Below are 22,387 nucleotides of genomic sequence, written 5' to 3' on the forward strand. Positions count from 1 at the left end.
TTCAATATCTGTCAGCTGTCATCGCATGCTGAGTCGGGGTCAGCCCACCACGCAAGAGGCGAACCGAGACACCGTCAGCCCGCGTTGCCCACCTTCAGCACCTCAGCCACCGCCGGCGCCGCCGTGTCCGCGCCGAAGCCGCCCTGCAGCACCTCGGCACAGACCGCGAGGTTGTCGCGGTAGCCGGTGAACCAGCTGTTGGTGGGCGCGTTCGGGGTGGTCTCCGCGGTGCCGGTCTTGCCGCCGAACTGGGTACCGCTGATCCCGCCCATAACCGGAGTGGCGGTCCCGTTCGGGTCGGTCACCACGCTGTGCATCATGGCGCGCAGCTTGCTCAGCACGTCCGGCGCGAGTTGGCGGGCGGCCGGCACCTGCTGCTGCCCCTCGACCAGGATCGGCTGCTTGAACTGCCCGCTCTCCACGGTCGCGGCCACCGAGGCCATCGCCAGCGGGTTCATCAGCACCTTGCCCTGGCCCATGAACTCGCCCGCGGTCTCGTCCTTGCTCTGCCCCGGCCCCGGCACTGTGCCGTCCACCGTGCTGATCCCCGGCGCGATCTTCCACGGGGTGCCGATCCCGTAAACCTCCTGCGCGACCTTGGCCAGCTGCCCGGACGGCAGCGAGGTCAGGCCCTGCTTGATGAAGGCGGTGTTGCAGGAGACGGTGAAGTCCTGCATGAAGGTGTTGTCGAGGTGGTCGCCCTTGAAGTCGTTCTTGTAGGTCTGACCGGTGGTGATGGTCTCCGGGCAGGGCATCGTGCTGGTGGTGTCCAGGCCGGCCTCGAGCAGTCCGGTGGCCGTGATGACCTTCATGGTGGAGCCGGGCGCGGTCGCCCCGAGCAGCGCGATGTTGTAACCGCCCAGCGGCGCCCCGGCGATGGCCAGGATGTTCCCGGTGCTCGGCTCGATCGCCACCAGCCCGGCGCCCTTGTTGGCCTTGGCGTTGCCGTCGTTGACCGCCTTCTCGGCGGCGGCCTGCAGCCCGGCGTCGATGGTCAGCTTGAACGGCTTGCCCGGCTTCGGGTCGACCACCGTGAACAGCGGCTCCGGCTTGCCCTTGCCCGAGTCGCTGGTGATCACCACGCCGGACCCGGCGTCGGCCGGGTCGCCCGCGCTGGAGCCGGTCTGGAAGACCTTGACGATCTGGTCCAGCGAGTGGAGGTTGGCCAGCGACTGGCCCTTGCGGTCGGTCACCTTGGTCGGCGGGTTGAAGACCGGCTGGACGGTGATGGTCTCGCCCGGGCCCAGGTGCGGGTGGATCACGGTGGGGGCCCAGTGCACGGCGGCCTTGCCGTCGCTCATCTTCACCAGGCCCGCGTACCCGGTGTACTGCCACACGTTGGTGGTGCCCGCGAACTCGACCTTGGACTTGAAGTTCAGCAGCACCTGGCCGGCCGGCGTCGGCGCGGCCGAGGGCGCGGCGCTGGCCGACGCCCCGGGGCTCGGCGAGCCCGACGGCTTGGCGCTCGGCGCGCCGGACGGCCCGGCGGTGGCGGAGGCGAAGGCGGCGGGGGTGGCCGCGGTGCCGGGGGTCAGCGTCAGCGCGCTCGGCTTCACCTTGTCCCGGAAGGCGGTCAGTGCCGCCAGCGCGGTCGCCGGGTCGTCGGTCGCCTTGCTGGCCGCGTCCAGGTCGCCCTTGGCCCAGGCGTCCAGGAACTCCTTCTCGCCGGCCGCCGCCAGTTCCGGCGAGGGCGGCTCGGCGACCACCGTGCGCTGCTTGGGCGCGGCCGAGGCCTTCCCGTCCGAGCCGAACAGCGCGTACGCCCCGTACCCGCCGCCCGCGATCATGGCGACTGCGACGGCACTGATGACGGCGGCCTTGGCGCCCTTCTGCATGAGGTACTCCCCCTGGTGGCGGCTGGTTGAGGACAGCCCAGCCTAAGCGGAGCCCATCGGTGCGCCCACGAAAGGGGACCCCTCGTGACAGAGCTGGTACAGATCGGGCGCTTTCGAGCGGCGCCCGGTCAGATCCAGCTGACGAACCACATCCGGGACCGCCAGTCCTGCATCGGGATCACCTGGCCGGTGTACAGCGGGTAGAAGTACAGGAAGTTCCAGACGATCAGCAGTACCAGGACCCCGGCCGCCGCCCCGCCCACCAGCCGCCGCTCGTAGCTCGCCCCGGCGGGCCCGATCAGCGCCCCCACCAGCATGGTCGCGGCCAGCACCACGAACGGCACGAAGGCCACCGCGTAGAACAGGAAGATGGTGCGCGCCTGGTAGTCGAACCAGGGCAGCAGCCCCGCGCCCAGCCCGCACAGGATCGCGCCGGCCCGCCAGTCGCGCCGCAGGACCCACCGGTACAGGCAGTACACCAGCCCGATCAGGCCGGCCCACCAGAGCAGCGGGGTGCCGATCGCCAGTACCTCGGAGGCGCACTGGCCGGCCCGGCAGCCGCTCTGCCCGAAGGTGGGCGACTCGTAGTAGAAGGAGACCGGCCGGCCCAGCACCAGCCAGCTCCACGGGTTGGACTGGTACATGTGCGGGCTGTGCAGGTTGACGTTGAAGTCGTACATCTGCCGGTGGTAGTGCCACAGCGCGCGCAGCCCCTCGGGCACCCAGCTCAGGTCCACCTGGAACGGCATCCGCACCTTGCCCAGGAACGGCAGCGAGACGAACTCCGAGGAGAGCCCGTGCCGCCCCACCGCCCAGTCGCGTCCGTAGCCGCCCTTGCCCGGCACCGTGCTGGAAGCCAGCCAGCCGGACCAGGAGGAGATGTAGACCACCACCGAGACCAGCACGACCGAGGCGAAGGCGGGCAGCGTGTCGCGGCGCAGCGTGGTCCACACCGGGCGCCGGGCACCGGCCACCCGCCGGGCGCCCAGGTCCCAGAAGACGGTGAGCAGCCCGAAGAAGGCCGCCACGTACATCCCGCTCCACTTGGTCGAGCAGGCCAGGCCCACGCAGACCCCGGCGGCCAGCCGGTAGGGGCGCAGGCCCAGCTTCATCCGGTGCGCCCGGGCGGCGTCCGGCACCTCGTCCAGCAGCCGGGCGATCCTGGCCCGGGTGCGGTCGCGGTCCAGCAGCAGGAAGCCGAAGGCGGCCAGGATCCAGAACATCACGATCAGGTCGAGCAGCGCGGTGCGGCTCATCACGAAGTGCAGGCCGTCCACCGAGAGCAGCAGGCCGGCCACGCAGCCCAGCAGGGTGGAGCGGAACAGCCGGCGGGCGATCCGGGCCAGCATCAGGATCGACACGGTGCCCAGCAGCGCGACCATGAACCGCCAGCCCAGCGGGTGCATGCCGAACAGCTGCTCGCCGACGCCGATGATCCACTTGCCGACCGGCGGGTGCACGATGAACGCCGGGTCGGTCTTGTAGGGGATCACCTGCGGGTTGCCGAGGATCTGCGAGTTGGCGTTGTCGGCCCAGTTGGTCTCGTAGCCGTGCTGCCAGAGCGCGTAGGCGTCCTTGGCGTAGTAGGTCTCGTCGAAGATGACGCCGCCGGGCCTGCCCAGGTGCCAGAACCGCAGCAGGCCGCCGAAGAGCGCCACGCCGAGCGGGCCCAGCCAGCCCGCCCAGCGGCACAGGAACGCCCACAGCGGGTCGGGCAGCCGGATCCCGGCGCGCAGCAGCACCGGCGAGGGCGGCACCTGGCGGGGCGTCACCCCGGGTCCGTCGGGCATCGGCGGGACCAGCCGCGCGGCCACCGTCGGCCGCAGCGGCGCGCGGTAGCCGAAGCCGGCCAGCAGAGCCGCCCAGCCGGTGCGGCCCTGCTCGTCCTCCTGGCCCTGCGGCTCCCCCGCGCGCGGTGCGGGTATCGCCGGATCGCCGAGGTCGCCCTGGTCCGCGTGGACCGGGCCCCCGAGGGTCTGCGCAGTGGTCTCGACCACTGTCGCCTCAGCCGCCGTCTCGCCATTCACCCGCACATCGTAGGGGCGGGGCCCGAAAGGAGAACCCTCCGACCGAAACCTGCCCGGTTCGTCACGATTCCGCGCCGGCAACCGGACCTGACAGGATGGGCGCCGTGACTGGTGTACTCGTGCTGGCAGGGACCCCCATCGGAGACGTGGCGGACGCGCCGCCCCGGCTGCTCACCGAGCTGGCGGCGGCGGACGTGATCGCGGCGGAGGACACCCGGCGGCTGCGCCGGCTCACCCAGGCGCTCGGGGTCACCCCGACCGGCCGGGTCCTGTCCTACTTCGAGGGCAACGAGCAGGGCCGCACCCCCGAGCTGGTCGAGGCGCTCACCGGCGGCGCCCGGGTGCTGCTGGTCACCGACGCTGGCATGCCCTCGGTCTCCGACCCCGGCTACCGCCTGGTGGCCGCCGCCGTCGAGGCCGGCATCACGGTGACGGCGGTGCCCGGGCCCTCCGCGGTGCTCACCGCGCTGGCGCTGTCGGCGCTGCCGGTGGACCGGTTCACCTTCGAGGGCTTCCTGCCGCGCAAGGCCGGCGACCGGGCCCGCGCGCTGGCCGAGGTCGCCGCCGAGCCGCGCACCATGGTCTTCTTCGAGGCCCCGCACCGGATCGCCGAGACGCTGGCCGCGATGGCCGAGGCGTTCGGCACGGAGCGGGCGGCCGCGGTCTGCCGCGAGCTGACCAAGACCTACGAGGAGGTCAAGCGCGGCCCGCTGGGCGAGCTGGCCGCCTGGGCCGCCGAAGGGGTGCGCGGCGAGATCACCGTGGTGGTGGCCGGCGCACCCCCCGCCGCGCCCGGCCGGCACAGCGCCGCCGAGCTGGCCGCCCTGGTGGCCGGACGGGAGGCCGCGGGGGAGCGCCGCAAGGAGGCCATCGCCGCGGTGGCCGCCGAGCTCGCACTGCCCAAGCGGGAGGTCTTCGACGCCGTGGTGGCCGCCAAGCACGCGGGCTGATCGGCGGCCGGTGAGCACCGGGCGGCCGGGCCGCCCGGCGACTCCCTCGCCGCTTTTCCGGCACGCGCGTACGGTGGAGTGGCAAGACTCGAAAAGTAATCCGAAAGGTAAAGCGAGACCCAGATAAACCCCTGGTGAGCTGCGGTTTTCGGTCCTCTTCGTACAGAGATTCCCAACTCCCGTCCAAGTCTTCGCAAGCCGGGCATCGGGTCGGGAGCGCTGGGCATTCCCTCGGATGGAAAGACCCGGACCGGACGAACGTCCGGCGGGCGCTGGGAGACTGAGATGAGCGAGACCATCGGTAGCCCCTTGACCGGCGTGACCGACCCCGTCACGCACTCCGGCCCGCACGAAGGAACCGGCGGCATGGCCGCGGCGCACCTGGCCGGCGCGGGCCGCCCGGGCGCCGACGCAGTCCACGAGGCGTACTCGTTCGCCTGCCTGAACTGCGGCTACGGCTGGGAGCAGGGCTACGAGATCGAGCACCACCGGGCCCGCGACGGCCACCTGGTGATCCAGTACCGCGCCAACGGGGTCCGGGTGCCCTCGCCGCTGCTCAAGCCCGCCTGCCCGGGGTGCGGCGGCCACACCGTGCGGATCATGCGGGCCGGGCGGATCGCCACCGTGGAGAACTCCTGGCACCACGCCCCGGGCTACGCGGGCCACGCCGAGCCGGACTCGGCCGCCCCCGCGGCCCCGCCGCTGCCGCGCGAGCACTGGTACCAGTTCTGGCGTCCGCACGCCTGAGCACCCACCCCCTGGACGGTGGCCCGGCCGGTCCGGCCGGGCCACCGTCTACGCTCTGCACCATGGCTGCCAAGGACGACGACCGCTCGACCCCGCCCCCGCTGCCCGCTCCGCTGGCGGTCGCGGTGGCCGACTCGCACACCCACCTGGACATGCAGTCCGGCACCCCGGCCGAGGGGCTGGCCAAGGCCGCCGCGGTGGGCGTGACCACGGTGGTCCAGGTCGGCTGCGACCTGCCCGGCTCGCGCTGGGCGGCCGAGCTGGCCGCCGAGTTCGAGCAGGTGCACGCCGCTGTCGCGCTGCACCCCAACGAGGCGCCGCGGATCGTGCTGGGCGACCCCGACGGCTGGAGCGGGCAGCGCCGCACCCCGGGCGGCGCCCGGGCGCTGGACGAGGCGCTCGCCGAGATCGACCGGCTGGCCGCCCTGCCCCAGGTCCGCGCGGTCGGCGAGACCGGCCTGGACTACTTCCGCACCGGGCCCGAGGGCGTGCAGATCCAGCAGGAGTCGTTCCGCCGCCACATCGAGATCGCCAAGCGGCACGGCAAGGCGCTGGTGATCCACGACCGGGACGCCCACCAGGACGTGATCGAGGTGCTGCTGTCCGAGGGCGCTCCCGAGCGGACCGTCTTCCACTGCTACTCCGGCGACGCCGAGATGGCCAAGCTCTGCGCCGAGCACGGCTGGTACCTCTCGTTCGCCGGACCGGTCACCTTCAAGGCCAACCAGCCGCTGCGCGACGCGCTCGCCGTCACTCCGCCGGACCGGGTGCTGGTGGAGACCGACGCCCCCTTCCTCACCCCGCACCCCTACCGCGGCCGGCCCAACGCGCCGTACCTGATCCCGGTCACGGTCCGCTCGATGGCCGCCACCCTGGGCCTGGGCGAGGACGAGCTGGCGGCGGCGATCGCGGCCAACACCGCCCGCGCCTTCGACTACTGAGCGGCCTGCGCAGCCGTACGAGCCGCATATCCTTACCCGGTGAGCAGCACCGACCCCACCTCTGACAACCTCCCCCAGCCTTCGGCCGGGGGTGCCGCCATGCTGGGCGCCGCCGACATCCGGGAACTGGCCGCCGCCTTCGGGGTCCGCCCGACCAAGCAGCGCGGGCAGAACTTCGTCATCGACGCCAACACGGTGCGCCGGATCGTGCGCGCCGCCGGGGTGACGCCCGAGGACGCGGTGGTGGAGGTCGGCCCCGGGCTCGGCTCGCTGACCCTGGCGCTGCTGGAGGTGGCCGCGCACGTCACCGCGGTGGAGATCGACCCGTTGCTGGCCCAGCACCTGCCCAGCACGGTGGCCGCCCGGATGCCCGGCGCGGCAGGTCGGTTCGACCTGGTGCTCAGCGACGCGATGGAGGTCGCCGAGCTGCCCGGCCCCGCGCCGACCGCGCTGGTGGCCAACCTGCCGTACAACGTCGCCGTCCCGGTGCTGCTGCACATGCTGGCCACCTTCCCCAGCATCGAGCGCAGCCTGGTGATGGTGCAGTCCGAGGTCGCCGACCGGCTGGCCGCCAAGCCCGGCAACAAGGTCTACGGGGTGCCCTCGGTCAAGGCCAACTGGTACGCCGAGGTGAAGCGGGCCGGGGCGATCGGGCGCCACGTCTTCTGGCCCGCGCCCAACGTCGACTCCGGCCTGGTCTCGCTGGTCCGCCGTCAGCCGCCGGTCACCACGGCCACCCGCACCGAGGTCTTCGCGGTGGTGGACGCCGCCTTCGCCCAGCGCCGCAAGACGCTGCGCGCCGCGCTGGCGGGCTGGGCCGGCTCGCCGGCCGCCGCCGAGCAGGCGATCGCCGCCGCCGGCCTCGACCACACGCTGCGCGGCGAGATGCTGACGGTCGAACAGTTCGCCGCCATCGCCGAGCACAAGCCGAAGGTCTCCTGAAGTGATCACTGTCCGGGTGCCCGCCAAGGTCAACGTCCAGCTGGGGGTCGGCGGCCTGCGCGCCGACGGCTTCCACGACCTGGCCAACGTGTTCTTCGCCGTCGCGCTCGGCGACCAGGTCACCGCCACCGCCGCCGAGCCCGGCACCGGGGTCACGCTCAGCTGTGCCGGCCCGGACGCCGACCAGGTGCCGCTGGACGGGACCAACCTGGCCGCCCGCGCCGCCCGGCTGCTGGCCGCGCACCACGGCGTGCCGGCCGACGTGCACCTGCACATCGACAAGTCGATCCCGGTGGCCGGCGGGATGGCCGGCGGCAGCGCCGACGGCGCCGCGGCACTGGTCGCCTGCGACGCGCTCTGGGCGCTGGCCACCCCGCAGCCGGTGCTGCTGGAGCTCGCCGCCGAACTGGGCTCGGACGTGCCGTTCGCGCTGCTCGGCGGCGTCGCGCTGGGCCGCGGCCGGGGCGAGCTGCTGGAGGCGCTGCCGGTGTCCGGCACCTTCCACTGGGTCTTCGCGGTGGCCGAGGGCGGGCTCTCCACCCCGGCGGTCTTCCGCGAGTGCGACCGGCTGCGTGAGCAGGCCGGCACCGGCAGCGGGATCGACCAGGTGCCCACCCCCGACCCGTCCGCCGCCCTGCTCACCGCCCTCGCCGAGGGCGACCCGGTGGCGCTGGCCGCAGCTCTGGGCAACGACCTGCAGGCCGCCGCCCTCTCGCTGCGCCCGGCGCTGACCGGCTGCCTGGAGGCGGGCCTGACCGCCGGTGCGCTGGCCGCGCTGGTCTCCGGCTCCGGCCCGACCTGCGCCTTCCTGGCCAAGGACGCGGCCGGCGCCGAAGCCGTCGCCGCCGCCCTCGCCGCCTCCGGAACCTGCCGCGCCGCCCATGCCACCCACGGCCCGGTCGCGGGCGCCCAGGTGATCGACGGGGGCTGACGCGCGCGGCACTAGGCTGGAAGCTCCATCGTCCGACCCCAGGAGCGCAGCGCACGTGGCCGTCAACCTCGCCACCATCGAGTCCGTCACGAAGGTCTACGGCACCCGGGCCCTTCTGGACGGGGTCAGCCTCGGCGTCAGCGAGGGGGACCGGATCGGTGTGGTCGGCCGCAACGGCGACGGCAAGACCACCCTGATCCGGATGCTCGCCAAGCTCGAGGAGCCGGACACCGGCCGGATCACCCACTCCGGCGGGCTGCAGCTGGCCGTGCTCACCCAGCACGACTCGCTGGACCCCAAGGCCACCATCCGGCACGAGGTGATCGCCGACCGGGCCGACCACGAGTGGCTCGGCGACGCCCGGATCCGCGACATCATCCAGGGCCTGTTCGGCGGCCTGGACCTGCCCGGCTTCCTGGACGGCCTGGACACCGTGATCGGCCCGCTCTCCGGTGGCGAGCGCCGCCGGATCGCGCTGGCCAAGCTGCTGCTCGGCGAGCCGGACCTGGTCGTGCTGGACGAGCCCACCAACCACCTCGACGTGGAGGGCATCGCCTGGCTCGCCCAGCACCTGCAGAACCGCCGCTCCGCGCTGGTCTGCGTGACCCACGACCGGTGGTTCCTGGACCAGGTCTGCACCCGGATGTGGGACGTCCAGCGCGGCGAGGTGCGCGAGTACGAGGGCGGCTACTCCGACTACGTCTTCGCCCGCGCCGAGCGGTCCCGGATCGAGGCCACCGAGGAGCAGAAGCGGCAGAACCTGGCCCGCAAGGAGCTGGCCTGGCTGCGCCGCGGCGCCCCCGCCCGCACCTCCAAGCCGCGCTACCGGATCGAGGCGGCCAACGCGCTGATCGCCGACGTCCCGGAGCCGCGCGACAAGTCCGAGCTGATGAAGTTCGCCAACGCCCGGCTGGGCCGCACCGTCTTCGAGCTGGAGAACGTCGGTGTCACCGCCGGCCCCAAGGAGCTGCTGCACGGGCTCACCTGGAACCTCGGGCCCGGCGACCGGCTCGGCCTGCTGGGCGTCAACGGCGCCGGCAAGACCTCGCTGCTGCGGGCGATGCAGGCCGCGTACGCCTCGCAGGGCGACGTGCAGCCGGCCTCCGGTGTGATCAAGGTGGGCAAGACGGTCCGGCTCGCCTACCTCTCCCAGGAGATCGCCGAGCTGGACCCGGCCACCCGGGTGCTCCAGGCCGTCGAGCAGGTGCGCGGCCGGGTCGACCTGGGCAAGGGCCGGGAGATGTCGGCCGGCCAGCTGTGCGAGCAGTTCGGCTTCGGCAAGGACAAGCAGTGGACCCCGGTGGGCGACCTGTCCGGCGGCGAGCGGCGCCGGCTCCAACTGCTGCGGCTGCTGATGGACGAGCCGAACGTGCTCTTCCTCGACGAGCCCACCAACGACCTGGACATCGAGACCCTCAACCAGCTGGAGGACCTGCTCGACGGCTGGCCCGGCTCGATGATCGTGATCAGCCACGACCGGTTCTTCATCGAGCGCACCACCGACACCGTGTACGCGCTGCTCGGCGACAAGCGCCTGCGGATGCTGCCCAACGGGGTGGACGAGTACCTGGCCCGCCGCGCGGCGATGGCCGCGGCAGCTGCGACGGCGGTGGCCGTGCCTGCGGCCGGGTCGTCCGGGGCCGCGGACGCCGCTCCCGCGAAGTCGTCCGGCGACGCCCGCGCGGCGAAGAAGGAGCTGGCCAAGCTGGAGCGCCAGATCGCCAAGCTGGAGCAGCAGGAGACCAAGCTCCACGAGCAGCTGGCCGAGCACGCGGCCGACTTCAGCAAGGTCGCCGAGCTGGACGCCCAACTGCGCAAGGTGCAGGGGGAGAAGGAGGAGCTGGAGCTCAGCTGGCTGGAGCTGGCCGACTCCTGACGGTCGGTCAGGCCAGCCTGGCGGCCCGTCAGGCCAGCAGCTGCTCCAGTTCGGCCGCAGCCTGGTCCAGCGCGCTGCGGGCCGGGTCGTGCGGGCCCGGCGGGCGGCTGGTGGTGCCGGTGGGCGGGCGGTGCGCGCGGGCCGCGGCGGCCAGCCGGTCCAGCGCGGCCAGCACCCGGGCCACCTCGGCCGGGTCACTGGTGCGCCCGCCGTAGCGCAGTTGGGCCGCGTAGGCCGCCACCGCCCCGCTGAGGCGCTCCAGCGCCGCCGTGGCCGGCAGCCAGCTGGCCGCCCGCCGGGCGGCCGGCGGCGGTTCCGCCAGCCCCTGCCGCACCTCCTGGCGGGCCTCGGCCAGCGCGCGGTAGGCGGCGCGCCGCAGCCAGACCTGGGCCTGGTCGCGGCTGCGGGTGGCGCTCACCAGGTAGGCGCGCAGGCTGTCGGCGGCCGCCACCAGCCGCGGCTCGATCCGGTGCGGCGTGCGCTCCGGCCACAGCAGGTACCCGAAGACCAGCACCACGGCACTGGCCAGCGCGGTGTCCAGCACCCTGGGCCAGGCCTGGCCCACCCCGCTCTGCCCGCCCAACTGCACCAGGGCCAGCGCCATCGGCGTGATCACCGCCGCGTTCAGTCCGTAGTGCGCCGCCGCCGTGTACGGCAGTAGCGCCACGCACAGCGCCGCCACCGCCGCGAGTACCCACCGGTCGGTGGTGAGCGAGAGCAGCGCCGCCGTCACCGCCACCCCGGCCACCGTGCCCACCGAGCGGCTGACGGCCCGTAGGAAGACCGAGCCCAGGTCCGGCTTGAGCACGAAAGCCACCGTCATCGGCACCCAGTAGCCGCGCTCCAGCGGCAGCCCCGCGCAGAGCAGTCCGGCCACCGCGATGCACAGCGCCACCCGCGCCCCGTACCGCAGCGAGCCGCGGGAGAGCAGCCGCACCCGCAGCCGCCACGGGTCGGGCGGCGGCGCCGGAGCCGTCCGCACCAGCCGCGCCGGGTCGCCCGGGCGCCCGGCCACCGCGTCGGCGGCGGTGCGCAGCGCCTCGTCCAGTGCGCGCTGGGCGGGGGTGGCGGGGAACCAGTCGGGGACCTCCGCCGGATCCTCCGTCAGGTCCGCCGTCGGAGCCGCCGTCAGGCCCGCCGCGGTGCTGCCTGCTGGGGTGCGGGCCAGCTCGCGGGCCAGCCGCGCCGGCACCGCGACCACCTCGGCCGGTACCGGACGCCGGGCCCAGAGGAGCCCGTTGGCCGCCTCGGTGGCGGCCAGCGCCGCCTCGAAGGCCCGGCGCAGCTCGGGCGGGTCGTCCCCGGTCAGCAGGTCCTGGAACTGGTTCAGCCGTGCCGTCAGCGCCTGGCGGGCGGCGGCGCCCTGCGGCGTGTCGAGCCGGGCGAGCAGCTCGCCGAGCGCCTGGTACACCGTCACCAGGGCGCGTCGGCGCGGATCGTGCCGGGGTTGCCGCCGGTGGTGCAGCCCGAGCAGCAGCACCGGCAGCGCGCCCACCCCCAGCACCGCGGCCGCCGCCCACCACGGCCGGGTCGGCGCCATCCCGCTGCCCAGGGTGGCCGAGACCAGCAGCAGCATCCCGGCCGCCGAGCCGCGCGGCCCGGTGGCGCTCACCGCACCCGAGACGAAGCCCACCACGGTCAGCACCAGCCAGACCAGCGGGGTCCCCAGCCGCCCCTGCTCGTGCGCCAGCCCCGCCCCCACCAGCATGCCGAGCGCCGAGGCACCCAGTGCGGCGCCGATCCGGCTCAGCCGCAGCCGGGCCGGCTCGATCCGGTCGTTCAGCGTGGCGTGCATCGCGCCCAGGCCCGCGTACACCCCGAGCACCAGGTGCCCGGTGGCCAGCCCGGCGGCCAGCGGCGCCCCCATGCCCACCGCGGCCCGCGCGGCCGGCGCCCAGGCCGGCACCGGCCGCGCAGGGCGGGCGGCACGGGCCCACCAGGGGTCGGGGCGGGCGGCGTTCGACTGCTGCGGGAGGGCGTCGCCGGTCACCTCGGCCACCGTTGCCACGTCCGCGTCCGCCTTCCTGCTCGGTCCTGGTCTGCGCCGGCTTGCTGTTCTGGTCTTACTGCTCTGGCCCGCCGTCCTGGCTCGATCCTGGTGCGGCGCTGTTTCGCCGGATCGTCCGGTGCGTGACAACTCCGTACCGATAACGTCCCTTCCCGCCAAGGCCCCTGCCGCCCCGACAGTGCCGCTGGCTAGGATGTGAGGCTGGCAACTGCGGCTCGCTGAATGCCTGGTGGCCGCTCGGAACGACAAGGTGTTTTGCGTCACGGCGGCGTCGAGTCCGCCGTGCACGGGGGAGGTGGACCACGTTATGTTGATCGCAGCGGGGGACGGTCCGGGGGCGAGCCCCGCCTACTGGGCCGACCTGGCGAAGAACCACGGCTCGGACCTGGCGGTCGAGGTCGACACGCTGACGGGCTTCAAGAGCCGGGTCGACGGCATCCTCAAGTCGCTCAGCAGCAACGGGCTGGACCAGAAGACGATCGCCGCCCAGAGCCTGGAGCAGGGCCACGTCGGCACCGGGTTCGGCGAGTCGACCGAACTGCTCGGCGCGTACGACGTGGTGCACCGGAACCTGCAGACGCTCTCGCAGACCCTGGCCGACCAGATCGAGGCCATGAGCATCGCGCTGCACGTGAACATCAGCGGCTACCAGAACGTGGACGACTCGCAGCGGGTGGCACTCTGGCGGATCCACCGGCAGACCGACGCGCAGTACAACTCGGGGGTCAACCCGAACGGGATCGTGCCGACGGGCACCACGGCAGGGACCAGTACGACTACCACCGGCGGGACCACCACGACCGGCGGGACCGCCACCACGGGTGGCGGCAGCACGACCGGTGGCGGCAGCACGACCGGCGGTGTGGGATGACCACTGCACGGTTCCGCCGGGTGTGCGGGTTCGACAGCGGGAGGGCTGCCTGATGCCGAGGCCTGGAACCGACGACCTGTACTCGTACTTCGACAGCCTGACCCACCAGCAACTGGTGGACATGGTGAAGGACGCGCAGCCCAGCGTGCTCTCCGACCGGGGTGCCGCGCTGACCAAGGCCGCCAGCGACCTGGCCGACATCAGCGGCCAGCTCTCGGCGCACAGCCAGCACCTGGAGTGGACCGGCCCGGCCGCCGACAGCTTCCGGGACTGGGTCACCAAGGTCGCCGACGCCACCACGCAGTTGAGCGGCTACGCGACCACGGCCTCGACCCAGATCCAGGCCGCCGGCACCGCGCTGGGCACCGCCAAGGCCATGCCGCCGGTGCCGACCGAGCAGATGACCACCGTGCAGACCCGCACGGACCAGATGAAGTGGGCCACCCCGGACATCGACGCCCAGCGCTCGTCCGTCGACCGGTACTGGGTCACGGAAAGTCAGGCGGCAGCCGCGAAGGCGCAGATCGACTCGGACCACCAGGCGGCGGTGAGCCACATGGTGTCGCTGGCGCAGGCGTACCAGCAGTCGACGACCGTGCTGGAGCAGCAGACTCCGCCGCTGTTCCCGCCGAGCCCGACGGCGGTGATGGGGCCGCAGCCGCCGATGGTCGATAACCAGACCGATCTGAACTACAGCGGGCCCGGCAAGTCCACCAGTGGTGGCGGCAAAACCACCACGATCCGCAAGGTCTCGACCCCGCCCGCCACGCTGACTCCGGCGCCGGTGCAGCCGGGGCCGGTGCACCCGCCGGGCACGGTCCGCCCGGGGCCGCCGGTGAAGCCGATCCCGGTGCCGCCCACGTCCGACCCGGTCCAGCCGCCCAGTACGGGCATCGACCACACCCCGCCCACCAGCACGCCCACGTTGCCCGCCCCGACCGGGCCCAGCAGTCCGAACCCGACCGGTCCGGAAGGACCGACCGGGTTCGGCGGTCTCCCAGGCGGGTTCCCCGGCGGGTACTCGGGGAGCCGGTCGCTGTCCGGCGGTGGCGGCGACTTTCCCGGAATCACCGGCGGCACCCGGGTGCCGGGCCGGGTGATCGGGGGCGTGACCAACCCGGAGGAGGGCATCAGCGGCGGGATCAAGCCTGGCGGCACGTCAGCCAAGAGCCCGTTCGGTGGCGGCCGGGTGATCGGTGGCGAGGAGGAGCCTTCCACTGGTCGCGGCGGCATGGGCGGCATGGGTGGCGGGATGGGTGGCATGCACGGGGGCGGCGCTGGCCGGGCCGGTGGCCTTGGGCGTGGCCGTGGGCTGACCTCCACCGAAGGTGGCGTTGTCGGCGGTCGGCGCAGCAGCGTCGGGGCCGAGGGCGAGTTCACGCCCGGCGGGACCGGGCTGCGACGCGCGGGCGGCGAGGCTCGTGCTGCGGGTGAAGGCGAGCCCGGCTACCTGCCTGGCGGTGGATCCGGCGGTGCCGGCAAGCGCAAGGACCGCCGCAACCGGGCCGACTACCTCGTCGAGGACGAGGAGACCTGGACGGATGGCACTCCGGAGAGCAACCCGGACGTGATTGAGTAATACGAACGGATCTCCTGCCCGGTCACTGGGTCAGCCCCAGTGACCGGGCAGGCCCGTTCGGTCCGGCAGGAACCCGGAGACGACGAGGAGTGTGCGATGCGGTCGACCCGTACGAGGCTGCGAGTGGTGGGGACTGCCCTCGCGACGGCGCTGGCCCTGACGACGGGAAGCGTCTTCGCGGTGGGCGCCCAGGCCGCTGATAATCCGCGCCAAGGCGAGTGGTACCTGGACGCGTTGCACCTGCCTGAGATCTGGCAGACCAGCACCGGGAACGGGATCACCGTCGCGATCATCGACACCGGCGTCAAAGCGGACCACCCCGACCTGGTCGGCCAGCTGCTTCCGGGCAAGGACTTCAGTGGGCTGTCCGGCGGTCCGGAAGTCGATCCGGACGGCCACGGCACCGGTATGGCCAGCATCATCGCCGGATCGGGCAAAGGCTTCGACGGAAACGGCGTCAAGGGCCTGGCGCCGGGTGCTCGCATTCTGCCCATCAAGATCGACTCCAGTCGAGATCCGAGCAAGATGCTCCCGCCGCCCGCCTTTCTCAAGCAGGTTGACCAAGCGATCACCTACGCGGTGGACCAAGGCGCCCAAGTGATCAACATCTCGCAGGCCGTCCGGAGCGTGGACATCTCCCCGGCTGACGTTGCTGACCTGCAGACTGCGGTCAACTACGCCATCAGCAAGGGACGTCTGGTCGTCGCCGGCGCTGGCAACAGTGGTCAGGAGGGCAACCCGGTCATGTACCCGGCCGACGTGCCCGGCGTCGCCGCTGTCGCCGCGCACGACCACAACGGATCGGCCACCTCGGAGTCCGAGCACGGCAAGTACGTTGCACTGGCTGCTCCGGGCGTAGACACGGTCGAGGCCTGTATCGGCAGCTCCGGCTACTGCCAGGCCCACGGCACCTCCGACTCCACCGCGATGGTCTCCGCCTCGGCGGCCCTGGTCTGGTCTCTGCACCCCAGCTGGACCGGCAACCAGGTCCTCAAGGTCCTGATCGACACGGCGAACAAGCCCAACGACGGTGGTCAGCACAGCGATTACATCGGCTTCGGCAACATCAGTCCGCGCACGGCCGTCCAGTACACCGGTGACCCGGGCCCGGCGGACGTCAACCCGTTGGTGGCGGCCGGGATCAGCGTGACACCCCCGGCGTCCGAGTTCCTCCCCGGCACCGCGTCTTCTGCCTCGGTGGCAGCCACTCCCACGCCCGCCCCCGCCACCACCCACCCCGGCACCGGTGCCCTCCCCGGGCCCGCCCAGGCCGGGGCCGGCCCCGCTTCCGGCTCCGGCGCCCTCCCCCTCGTGCTCGGCGGCGCCCTCGCCGCCCTTCTGGTGCTGGCACTGGTGATCGTGCTGGTGGTGCGCCGCAACCGGATGAACTCCACTGGGCAGCCCCCGTACGGCCAGTCCTGACCTGCCCTCAACTCACTCTCTCCATGGACCGGATGCCCCAGCTCGAGATCTCCGACCTGATCACGGCGGCCGACCCCGCCACCCGTCGGCGTCTGCCGGTACGCCGTGCCGAGGTCGTGAACCAGCACAGCGCCCACGGGCACCGCCGCGCGGCCCGGATCGGCGCCGGCCTGCCGGTCGGCCCCGACGGGGTGCTCGATCCGGTGGCGGTCGACCACCTCCTCATCAGCGTGCACACGTTGGGCGCCTACTTCCTGCTCCCGTTCCGGGGCCGACGGGGGTTCGGTGACTGGGGGGCGTCGCGGCGCGGGCCTTACCGGGCTGCCGGGCCGGAGGCGAAGAACGCCCGCGGTGGCCAGGGCGAGGCCGAGGTTGTTCTGGAGGTCCGTCAGCAATCCGGCGCGCGGGCCCTGCATGAGGGGCCCTGGTCAAGCCTGCCGAGGTCCTTGAGGAATCCCTCTGGACCGAGCGAGGTGTAGAAAGCCGAGGCGAACCGGGGATCCGTCCCGTGCGCCTGCAGTAGCGCGTCGAGCTGGGCGAGCTGGGCGTCGGTGGCCTTGTCCCCGAGCCGCATCAGATCCGCTGCCTTCTGTGCCTCGACCTCCGAAATGCCGCCCAGAGGGCTGCTATTGAAAGCGCCGGTGTTGCTGCCGGTATCGGCGGCCAGGGCAGTCACCAGCGCCTTGTCGGCCTCGGTGGCCCGGGCGACGGCGGCGATGGCCTGGTTAACCAGGTCGGCGTTCTGCTTGGCGGACTTGGCGCGGGCGGTGGCCTGCGGGTCGCCGGGGTCCCCCTGCGGCGCCGCCCAGTGCACGGTGCCGTCGCCGTCCACCGTCATCGCGTGGTCGGCGGCCCCCTGCAGGGCCCGGGCCAGGTCCTGCTGCGCTCCCAGGAACTCGGTGTGCGCGTCACGCAGGGCGGCGGCGAGGGCGCCGGCCTCGTCGAAGGCGCCGTCGAGCTGGGTGCGGATGCCGGTGATGGCGGTGGCCGCACTGCTGGCGGCATCGCCCCGCCAGTTCGCCCCGCGGAGGGTGGCGAGCACGCCGCTGTCCAGGGATTCGCCGAGATCCCACCTGCGGACCAGCCGCTCGAAGGCGGAGGCGAGCGCGTCCAGCGCGGCGAGGTTGGTGGTGTGGAGCTCGTAGAACGTCACCATGACCGACTCCTCAGGAGGGCTGGAACCGCCGCTGGTTGTGGTCCTCGCCCTGCGCGTAGGTGCGGGCCGTGGTCTCCAGCTGGTGATCAGCTGGTCGAACGCACTGTTCAGTGCCTGGCCTTGCAGACTCCAGGTGTGCCACGCCGCACTGATCGCCGCGCTGCTCGCCCACCCGGTCAACGATGCGACGGCCGCCCCCAGACTCGCCTCCGGACCGCCGCACTCACTGCGCGCGGCAGCCTGCAAGGCGACAGCCTGCTGTCCGGCTCGCTGCACCGCCGCCGGATCGACCGTCACCACCGACCCCCCACCGGCCGGACTCCAACCAGGAGCCGGTGCCCCCGCGGCCGCCGCCGCGAGATCGGGAAACTGCTGTTTGGCCTGCTCGGTCAACTTGCCGGCCTCGTCGAACAGCCACGGATTCACCCGGCGTTCGAACTCCCGCGGATCGCTCCTGCGCCCCCCAGCGCTCCCACGCCACGGGGCGAGTTCTGTGACCGTGGATCAACATACCGTCACATCGGCCAAGTGTCCCGCGAACTCAGTGGGACCAGAAGGGGTCGTCGATGGTGGGGAGGAGAGCAAGGTTGCCGTTGGGGGCGCTGGGTTCGGCGGGCCTGGGACCGAAGGGGTTGCCCTTTGTCAGGTCAGGGGCGTCGATCGGGCTGACGTTCGCAGTGAACGTGATGTTGCCCGGGTAGCCGATGGTTAGGTGGATGGCGGAGCGGTCAGGGGTCCTCGCGAAGATGGCTGGCATGGCGGTATCCGGGTTCACACTCTCGATCGTGTAGCCGCGAGCCTTCCAGTGTCGTTCAACCAGACCTAGCAGGGCTCCGTATTTGGTCGGGTCGACCCTGGTCGTGACGAACCGGTCGAGCGAGACATTGGCAGTCCCTCGGGGGGTGTCGTTCTCCGTGACGTCGGGCCAACTGTCCCTGAACCCAAGAGGTGGAGTGACCGCGGTGAGGGTGTCGTCGAGCAGGGCGGTCAGCCTGGCCCGCGCTTCGGTCGGAGACATCACAGTGGCCTCGGATCTGGGCCTCGTGGCTTGGCAACCGCTCGCGGCCGTGAGCGCCAGCAGGAGGGCGAGCAGGAGCGCGAGTGGGTGGGGAAGTCCATGACGCTTCATCGGTAGGGCTGGCTCTTCACTCGGTCGGCATGCCCGGTGACGATCTGTCCGATGTTGGTCAGTGAGCCGCCTCCGCTCGAGTCAAGGTAGTTCGAATGCGCGGCGAAGCTATGCGGCGGTCCGTCGGCGACCTCGAACCGCTGGGCGCCGAATTCGGCGCTCGCCGGATCGCGGCCGAACCAGCGCTCGCCCAGGTCGCCGGTGAGATTGCTGAAGGGATCGGGAGCGTAGGTGACCGGATCGTTGTCGGCGGCACCCACCCACACGTGGTCGGACGCGACGCCGAGTTGTGATGCATGTTCAGCATCCGTGCCCGGACTGCCGATGAGGATCATGTCGTCGGCATGGTCACCACCAGGTAGCTGGCCGGACAGGCTGACGGTAAGTGATCCGTAGCTGTGCCCCAGTGCGGTTACGTGGGCGGACGGACCGTCATGGCTGCTGGCCCGAAGGCCTGCCAAGAAGTCCGCGTAGCGGGCGGCTCCGGCCTTCGCGCGCTGGTCGTCCATCACTCCCAGCGAGGTCGGATCAAGCTGGTCGAGCCCTGGGGGAGGGTCGTAGCCGAGCCAGACGATGGAGGCCGCTGCGCGAGTGGGGTCCGCCTTGTTGGCGGCCTTCCACACGTTGTACGCCCGATCCCCGTCCTTCCCCCCGACGTTCCCCAACTCCGTGCCCAGCCCCGGGACGTACGCGCTCACGTTCTGCGCCGTGTCGGGGTTGCCGAAGGACAGGATGGCTCGCCCCTGGCCCGTGTCCGACAGGCCCAGGAGCAGGACAGGGGGCGTTCCCCTGGTGGTGCTGGCCAGCCTTGCCTGGATGGCGCGGAAGCCGGCCAGCTTGGTCTGGTCGGCGGCACCCGCCCGGCCTGCGTAGGTGGCCAGGTAGCCGGCCAGGGTGGCGCGGTTGGCCTGGTCGCGGGCGGGGCTGGGGAAGCCGTCGCGGTTGCCGATCAGGTCGGGGCGGGTGGCGATCAGGTGCTGCTGTTCCGAGGCGGGCAGGCTGCGCCACCAGGCGGCGGCCTCGGCCGGGGTGGCCGTGGCGGGCGGGAAGGCGGCGGCGAGCAGGTCCGGGGCGGTGACGGGCGGGGAGAGCGGGTCGGGGGCGAAACCGCGGTAGTCCAGGGCCGTGCCGTCCGTCGCGGCCCTGGTGTGGGCGGCGAGCAGTGCGGCCAGCGAGCGGTCGACCGTGTCCGCGTCGATCAGGGCGGCGCTGATCCGCTGCCCGAAGTCGCCCTCCTGGCTGCCCGTCACGTGGCCGTCGCCGTCCACCGCCACCCCGGCGGCCGCGGCTTCGGCCAGGGCGTCGGTGAGGCGGGCCTGGGCCAGCAGGAGGGCCTCGCCGCCGCTCTGCAGGGTGGCCGCGAGGGTGCGCAGTTCGGTGTGGGCCGAGGTCAGGCGGTGCTCGGTGCCGGCCAGGGTGGTGCGGCAGCTGTCGGCGGCGGCGCCGAGCCAGCCGGAGTTGACGGTGCGGCAGATCACCTCCTGCTGCCACTCGACGGCCTGGTCGCGGAGGGCACCGGCCAACTGCTCGCAGGCCTCGGCCGCGTCGGGCAGGGCGGTGGGACGGGCGTCGCGCAGCGTGGCCAGGTCCATCAGCGGCCGGCCAGGGCGCTGCGGAAGGCCGCCGCGGCGGTGAGCTCGCCGCTGCGGTACCGGTCGGCGGTGTCGGCCAACTGATCGGCCTGGCCGCCCAGCTCCTGCCCCAGCGCGCCGAGCACCCCGTGCCACGCGGCACCGAGCGCCCCCAGTGCGGCAGCGGTGCGCCAGCCGGGCAGGCCTACCGCCGCGCCCTCCACGGCGGCGCCCAACTGCTGGGCCTGGGTGGGGAGAACGGCGGCCACGGCGTGGGCGGCGGAGCCGGCGGCGGTGAGCTCCTCGGGGCGGACCTGGAACCCGTCGCCCGTCACCGCGCCCACTCCAACCGCCATCGCCACCGCGACCGCCGCTGCCGTCGCCCTGATAGCCGCAACGTCATGTCGCCAAGCATATACAAAGGGTGACGATCGTCTGCAAACCGACGCCGCGCCCGCTGCGCCTCTCCCGCCTCGGGTCGCTGTCGGCGCACCGCCAAGGAGTGTGTACGAACTTTGCGCGCCCCCGTCACCCGGGCGGCGGCTGTTGGCGGCCGTCCGCGCCCGGCAGGGTCGGTGGCATGACGATTCGGCAGTGGCATGACGAGTGACACGGCGTCAGGGCAGGGGGTACCGGCAGGCCTGGGGCGGGTGGCGGCTGCCGCCTTCGTCGGGACGGCGATCGAGTTCTATGACTTCTTCCTGTACGGGCTGGCCGCGGCCCTGGTCTTCGGGCGTGAGTTCTTCCCTGTGCTCGGTGCCGCCAATGCCCTGCTCGCCGCGCCCTCGGTGTACGCGGTGGCCTTCGTCGCACGACCGCTCGGTGCGGTGTTCTTCGGGCACTTCGGGGACCGGTTGGGGCGCAAGGCCGCACTGGTGGCGTCGCTGCTGCTGATGGGGCTGGCCACCGCGGCGGTCGGCCTGCTGCCCGGGTACGGGCGGTGGGGAGTCTGGGCGCCGCTGGTGCTGGTGGTGCTGCGGTTCGGGCAGGGGTTCGGGCTCGGCGGCGAGTGGGGCGGCGCCGCCCTGCTGGTGGCCGAGTACGCGCCGCGGGAGCGGCGCGGGCGGTGGGCGGGCTACCTGCAGCTGGGGCCGGCGGTCGGCAGCGTGCTGGCCACTCTGGCCTTCCTGAGCCTGTCGCTCTTCCTGACGGAGCAGCAGTTCACCTCCTGGGGCTGGCGGTTGCCGTTCGTCGGTTCGCTGCTGCTGGTCGGGGTCGGGCTCTTCGTCCGGCTGCGGATCGCCGAGACCCCGGTCTTCGCCCAGGCCCGGGCAGCCGCCCGGGCGGCCGCCGAAACGCAGCCGGCCGCCGAAATGCAGCAGCCTGCCGCCGAGGCCGAGGCCCCCGGGGGCGGCATCCCGGTCCGCACCGTGCTGCGCGAGCACTGGCGCACCGTGCTGCTGGGCGCCGGCGCCCTCTCCTTCGGCTACGCGCTCTTCTACCTCGCCAGCACCTACGCGCTCGGCTACGCCACCGGCCAGCTCGGCGTGCCGCGCACCCTGATGCTCGCCATGCAGCTGCTCGCGGCGCCGACCGGGGGGTTGGCGGTCTGGTTCAGCGCGGGGCTGTCGGACCGCTGGGGGCGGCGGCGCACCGTGCTGATCGGCACGGGGTTGGCCACGCTCTGGTCACTGCTGCTCTTCCCGGCGCTGGAGAGCCTGTTGCCCGAGGTGATGCTGCTGGCGCTGGTCGGCTGCTCGCTGCTGATCGGGGTGCAGCTGGGGCCGATCGCCGCCTACCTGCCGGAGCTGTTCCCGACCCGGGTCCGGTACACCGGGGCCGCGCTCACCTACAACCTTGGCGGGGTGGTCGGCGGCGGCACGGCGCCACTGCTGGCCACCCGGTTGACGGCGAGCTACGGCACCGCCGCCCCGGTCGGCTGGTACCTGGCGGGGCTGGGCGCGGTGGCGATCGGCTGCCTGCTCGCGATGCCGGAGACCAGCGGGGTCGACCTGACGGAGAATCAGCTCACCGCGATCCCGGAGCCCGCCCACCGCTCGGCGGCGATCAGCGGCGGCCCGGCCGGGTGACGCCGCCGACCGGAGTCCGGGCGGGCCCGGACTCCGGTCCCGCCCGGACCGCAGCCCGGCCCCCGTCCGCCCCCGCATTCACCCCCTCGCCCGGGGGCGTACCCCCGGCCGAGGGGCGTGCGCCGCCCGGCGGTCACCGATTTCCCAAGAGCGCCGATGGCCATGTAATGTCTTCCTCGTTCGACCGGTTCGCCCCTATAGCTCAGTCGGTAGAGCGTCTCCATGGTAAGGAGAAGGTCTGCGGTTCGATTCCGCATGGGGGCTCCAGAGAAAGGCCTCCGCCATCACGGCGGGGGCCTTTTCGCTATTCTCCTGCTCTCCCGGGTGCCACTGTCGCACCAGCCGGCGCCACTGTCGTGCTAGCCCTAGCGG

17 protein-coding genes and 1 tRNA gene are annotated in these 22,387 nt (G+C 73.0%); 11 read left to right on the plus strand and 7 right to left on the minus strand.

The genetic code is table 11. The annotated features are described in order from the left end of the window. Positions 1-74 precede the first annotated feature (74 nt). Both C7C46_RS10090 and C7C46_RS10095 read right to left on the minus strand, forming a co-directional pair. Complete coding sequence (locus C7C46_RS10090) at positions 75-1,835, minus strand: penicillin-binding transpeptidase domain-containing protein (RefSeq protein ID WP_110667995.1); 1,761 nt, start codon at positions 1,833-1,835, stop codon at positions 75-77. Between the two features lie 128 nt (positions 1,836-1,963). Beyond that, the gene (locus tag C7C46_RS10095) at positions 1,964-3,760 is read right to left on the minus strand and encodes a dolichyl-phosphate-mannose--protein mannosyltransferase (RefSeq protein ID WP_425470047.1); all 1,797 of its coding nucleotides are present in this window, start codon (positions 3,758-3,760) and stop codon (positions 1,964-1,966) included. A gap of 206 nt (positions 3,761-3,966) precedes the next feature. Between C7C46_RS10095 and rsmI the strand changes: the two genes are divergently transcribed. The 6 genes from rsmI to C7C46_RS10125 all read left to right on the plus strand — a co-directional run bounded on the left by rsmI (position 3,967) and on the right by C7C46_RS10125 (position 10,249). Next, positions 3,967-4,812, plus strand: a complete 846-nt coding sequence (rsmI, locus tag C7C46_RS10100; protein ID WP_110667997.1) for a 16S rRNA (cytidine(1402)-2'-O)-methyltransferase — start codon at positions 3,967-3,969, stop codon at positions 4,810-4,812. 285 nt (positions 4,813-5,097) lie between these two features. Next, entirely contained in the window at positions 5,098-5,559 is a 462-nt protein-coding gene (locus C7C46_RS10105; protein WP_110667999.1) for a hypothetical protein, read from the plus strand. 62 nt (positions 5,560-5,621) lie between these two features. Continuing rightward, positions 5,622-6,500 carry a TatD family hydrolase gene (locus C7C46_RS10110; protein WP_110668001.1) on the plus strand — a complete coding sequence of 293 codons (879 nt, stop codon included), beginning with the start codon at positions 5,622-5,624 and terminating at the stop codon, positions 6,498-6,500. 99 nt (positions 6,501-6,599) lie between these two features. After that, on the plus strand, positions 6,600-7,442 hold the full coding sequence (gene rsmA, locus C7C46_RS10115; RefSeq protein WP_110668004.1) for a 16S rRNA (adenine(1518)-N(6)/adenine(1519)-N(6))-dimethyltransferase RsmA: 843 nt from the start codon (positions 6,600-6,602) through the stop codon (positions 7,440-7,442). Position 7,443: 1 nt separating this feature from the next. Next, entirely contained in the window at positions 7,444-8,373 is a 930-nt protein-coding gene (locus C7C46_RS10120; RefSeq protein WP_110668006.1) for a 4-(cytidine 5'-diphospho)-2-C-methyl-D-erythritol kinase, read from the plus strand. Positions 8,374-8,428: 55 nt separating this feature from the next. Beyond that, positions 8,429-10,249, plus strand: coding sequence for an ABC-F family ATP-binding cassette domain-containing protein (locus C7C46_RS10125; RefSeq protein ID WP_110668008.1), 1,821 nt, complete (start codon positions 8,429-8,431; stop codon positions 10,247-10,249). A gap of 28 nt (positions 10,250-10,277) precedes the next feature. Here the strand turns inward: C7C46_RS10125 and C7C46_RS10130 are convergent, their stop codons facing one another. Then, positions 10,278-12,257 carry an FUSC family protein gene (locus C7C46_RS10130; protein WP_146259042.1) on the minus strand — a complete coding sequence of 660 codons (1,980 nt, stop codon included), beginning with the start codon at positions 12,255-12,257 and terminating at the stop codon, positions 10,278-10,280. A 307-nt stretch (positions 12,258-12,564) separates the two neighbouring features. Here C7C46_RS10130 and C7C46_RS34255 point away from each other — a divergent pair, with 307 nt between their 5' ends. The 3 genes from C7C46_RS34255 to mycP all read left to right on the plus strand — a co-directional run bounded on the left by C7C46_RS34255 (position 12,565) and on the right by mycP (position 16,129). Further along, positions 12,565-13,128, plus strand: coding sequence for a hypothetical protein (locus tag C7C46_RS34255; protein ID WP_146259043.1), 564 nt, complete (start codon positions 12,565-12,567; stop codon positions 13,126-13,128). A gap of 52 nt (positions 13,129-13,180) precedes the next feature. Beyond that, positions 13,181-14,707, plus strand: a complete 1,527-nt coding sequence (locus tag C7C46_RS10145) for a WXG100 family type VII secretion target (protein WP_110668017.1) — start codon at positions 13,181-13,183, stop codon at positions 14,705-14,707. A 126-nt stretch (positions 14,708-14,833) separates the two neighbouring features. Then, the gene (gene mycP / locus C7C46_RS10150; RefSeq protein WP_181442281.1) at positions 14,834-16,129 is read left to right on the plus strand and encodes a type VII secretion-associated serine protease mycosin; all 1,296 of its coding nucleotides are present in this window, start codon (positions 14,834-14,836) and stop codon (positions 16,127-16,129) included. 388 nt (positions 16,130-16,517) lie between these two features. On the opposite strand, the gene C7C46_RS34260 is transcribed toward mycP, so the two are convergent. The 4 genes from C7C46_RS34260 to C7C46_RS10175 all read right to left on the minus strand — a co-directional run bounded on the left by C7C46_RS34260 (position 16,518) and on the right by C7C46_RS10175 (position 20,320). Then, positions 16,518-17,711 carry a hypothetical protein gene (locus C7C46_RS34260; protein ID WP_146259044.1) on the minus strand — a complete coding sequence of 398 codons (1,194 nt, stop codon included), beginning with the start codon at positions 17,709-17,711 and terminating at the stop codon, positions 16,518-16,520. 115 nt (positions 17,712-17,826) lie between these two features. Next, entirely contained in the window at positions 17,827-18,303 is a 477-nt protein-coding gene (locus C7C46_RS10165; RefSeq protein WP_146259045.1) for a hypothetical protein, read from the minus strand. Between the two features lie 107 nt (positions 18,304-18,410). Then, positions 18,411-20,006, minus strand: a complete 1,596-nt coding sequence (locus C7C46_RS37285) for an alpha/beta hydrolase (RefSeq protein ID WP_110668026.1) — start codon at positions 20,004-20,006, stop codon at positions 18,411-18,413. After that, positions 20,006-20,320 (minus strand): hypothetical protein, encoded by a 315-nt coding sequence (locus C7C46_RS10175; RefSeq protein WP_110668029.1) that lies wholly within the window; start codon positions 20,318-20,320, stop codon positions 20,006-20,008. Before C7C46_RS10175 ends, C7C46_RS37285 begins: the two co-directional genes overlap by 1 nt. Before the next feature lie 264 nt (positions 20,321-20,584). Here C7C46_RS10175 and C7C46_RS10180 point away from each other — a divergent pair, with 264 nt between their 5' ends. Then, complete coding sequence (locus C7C46_RS10180) at positions 20,585-22,015, plus strand: MFS transporter (RefSeq protein WP_110668031.1); 1,431 nt, start codon at positions 20,585-20,587, stop codon at positions 22,013-22,015. A 191-nt stretch (positions 22,016-22,206) separates the two neighbouring features. Continuing rightward, a tRNA-Thr gene (locus C7C46_RS10185) sits at positions 22,207-22,282 on the plus strand. Positions 22,283-22,387 lie beyond the last annotated feature (105 nt).

Origin of the sequence: Streptomyces tateyamensis (assembly GCF_003205575.1) — a bacterium.
Taxonomy (GTDB): Bacteria; Actinomycetota; Actinomycetes; order Streptomycetales; family Streptomycetaceae; genus Kitasatospora; species Kitasatospora tateyamensis.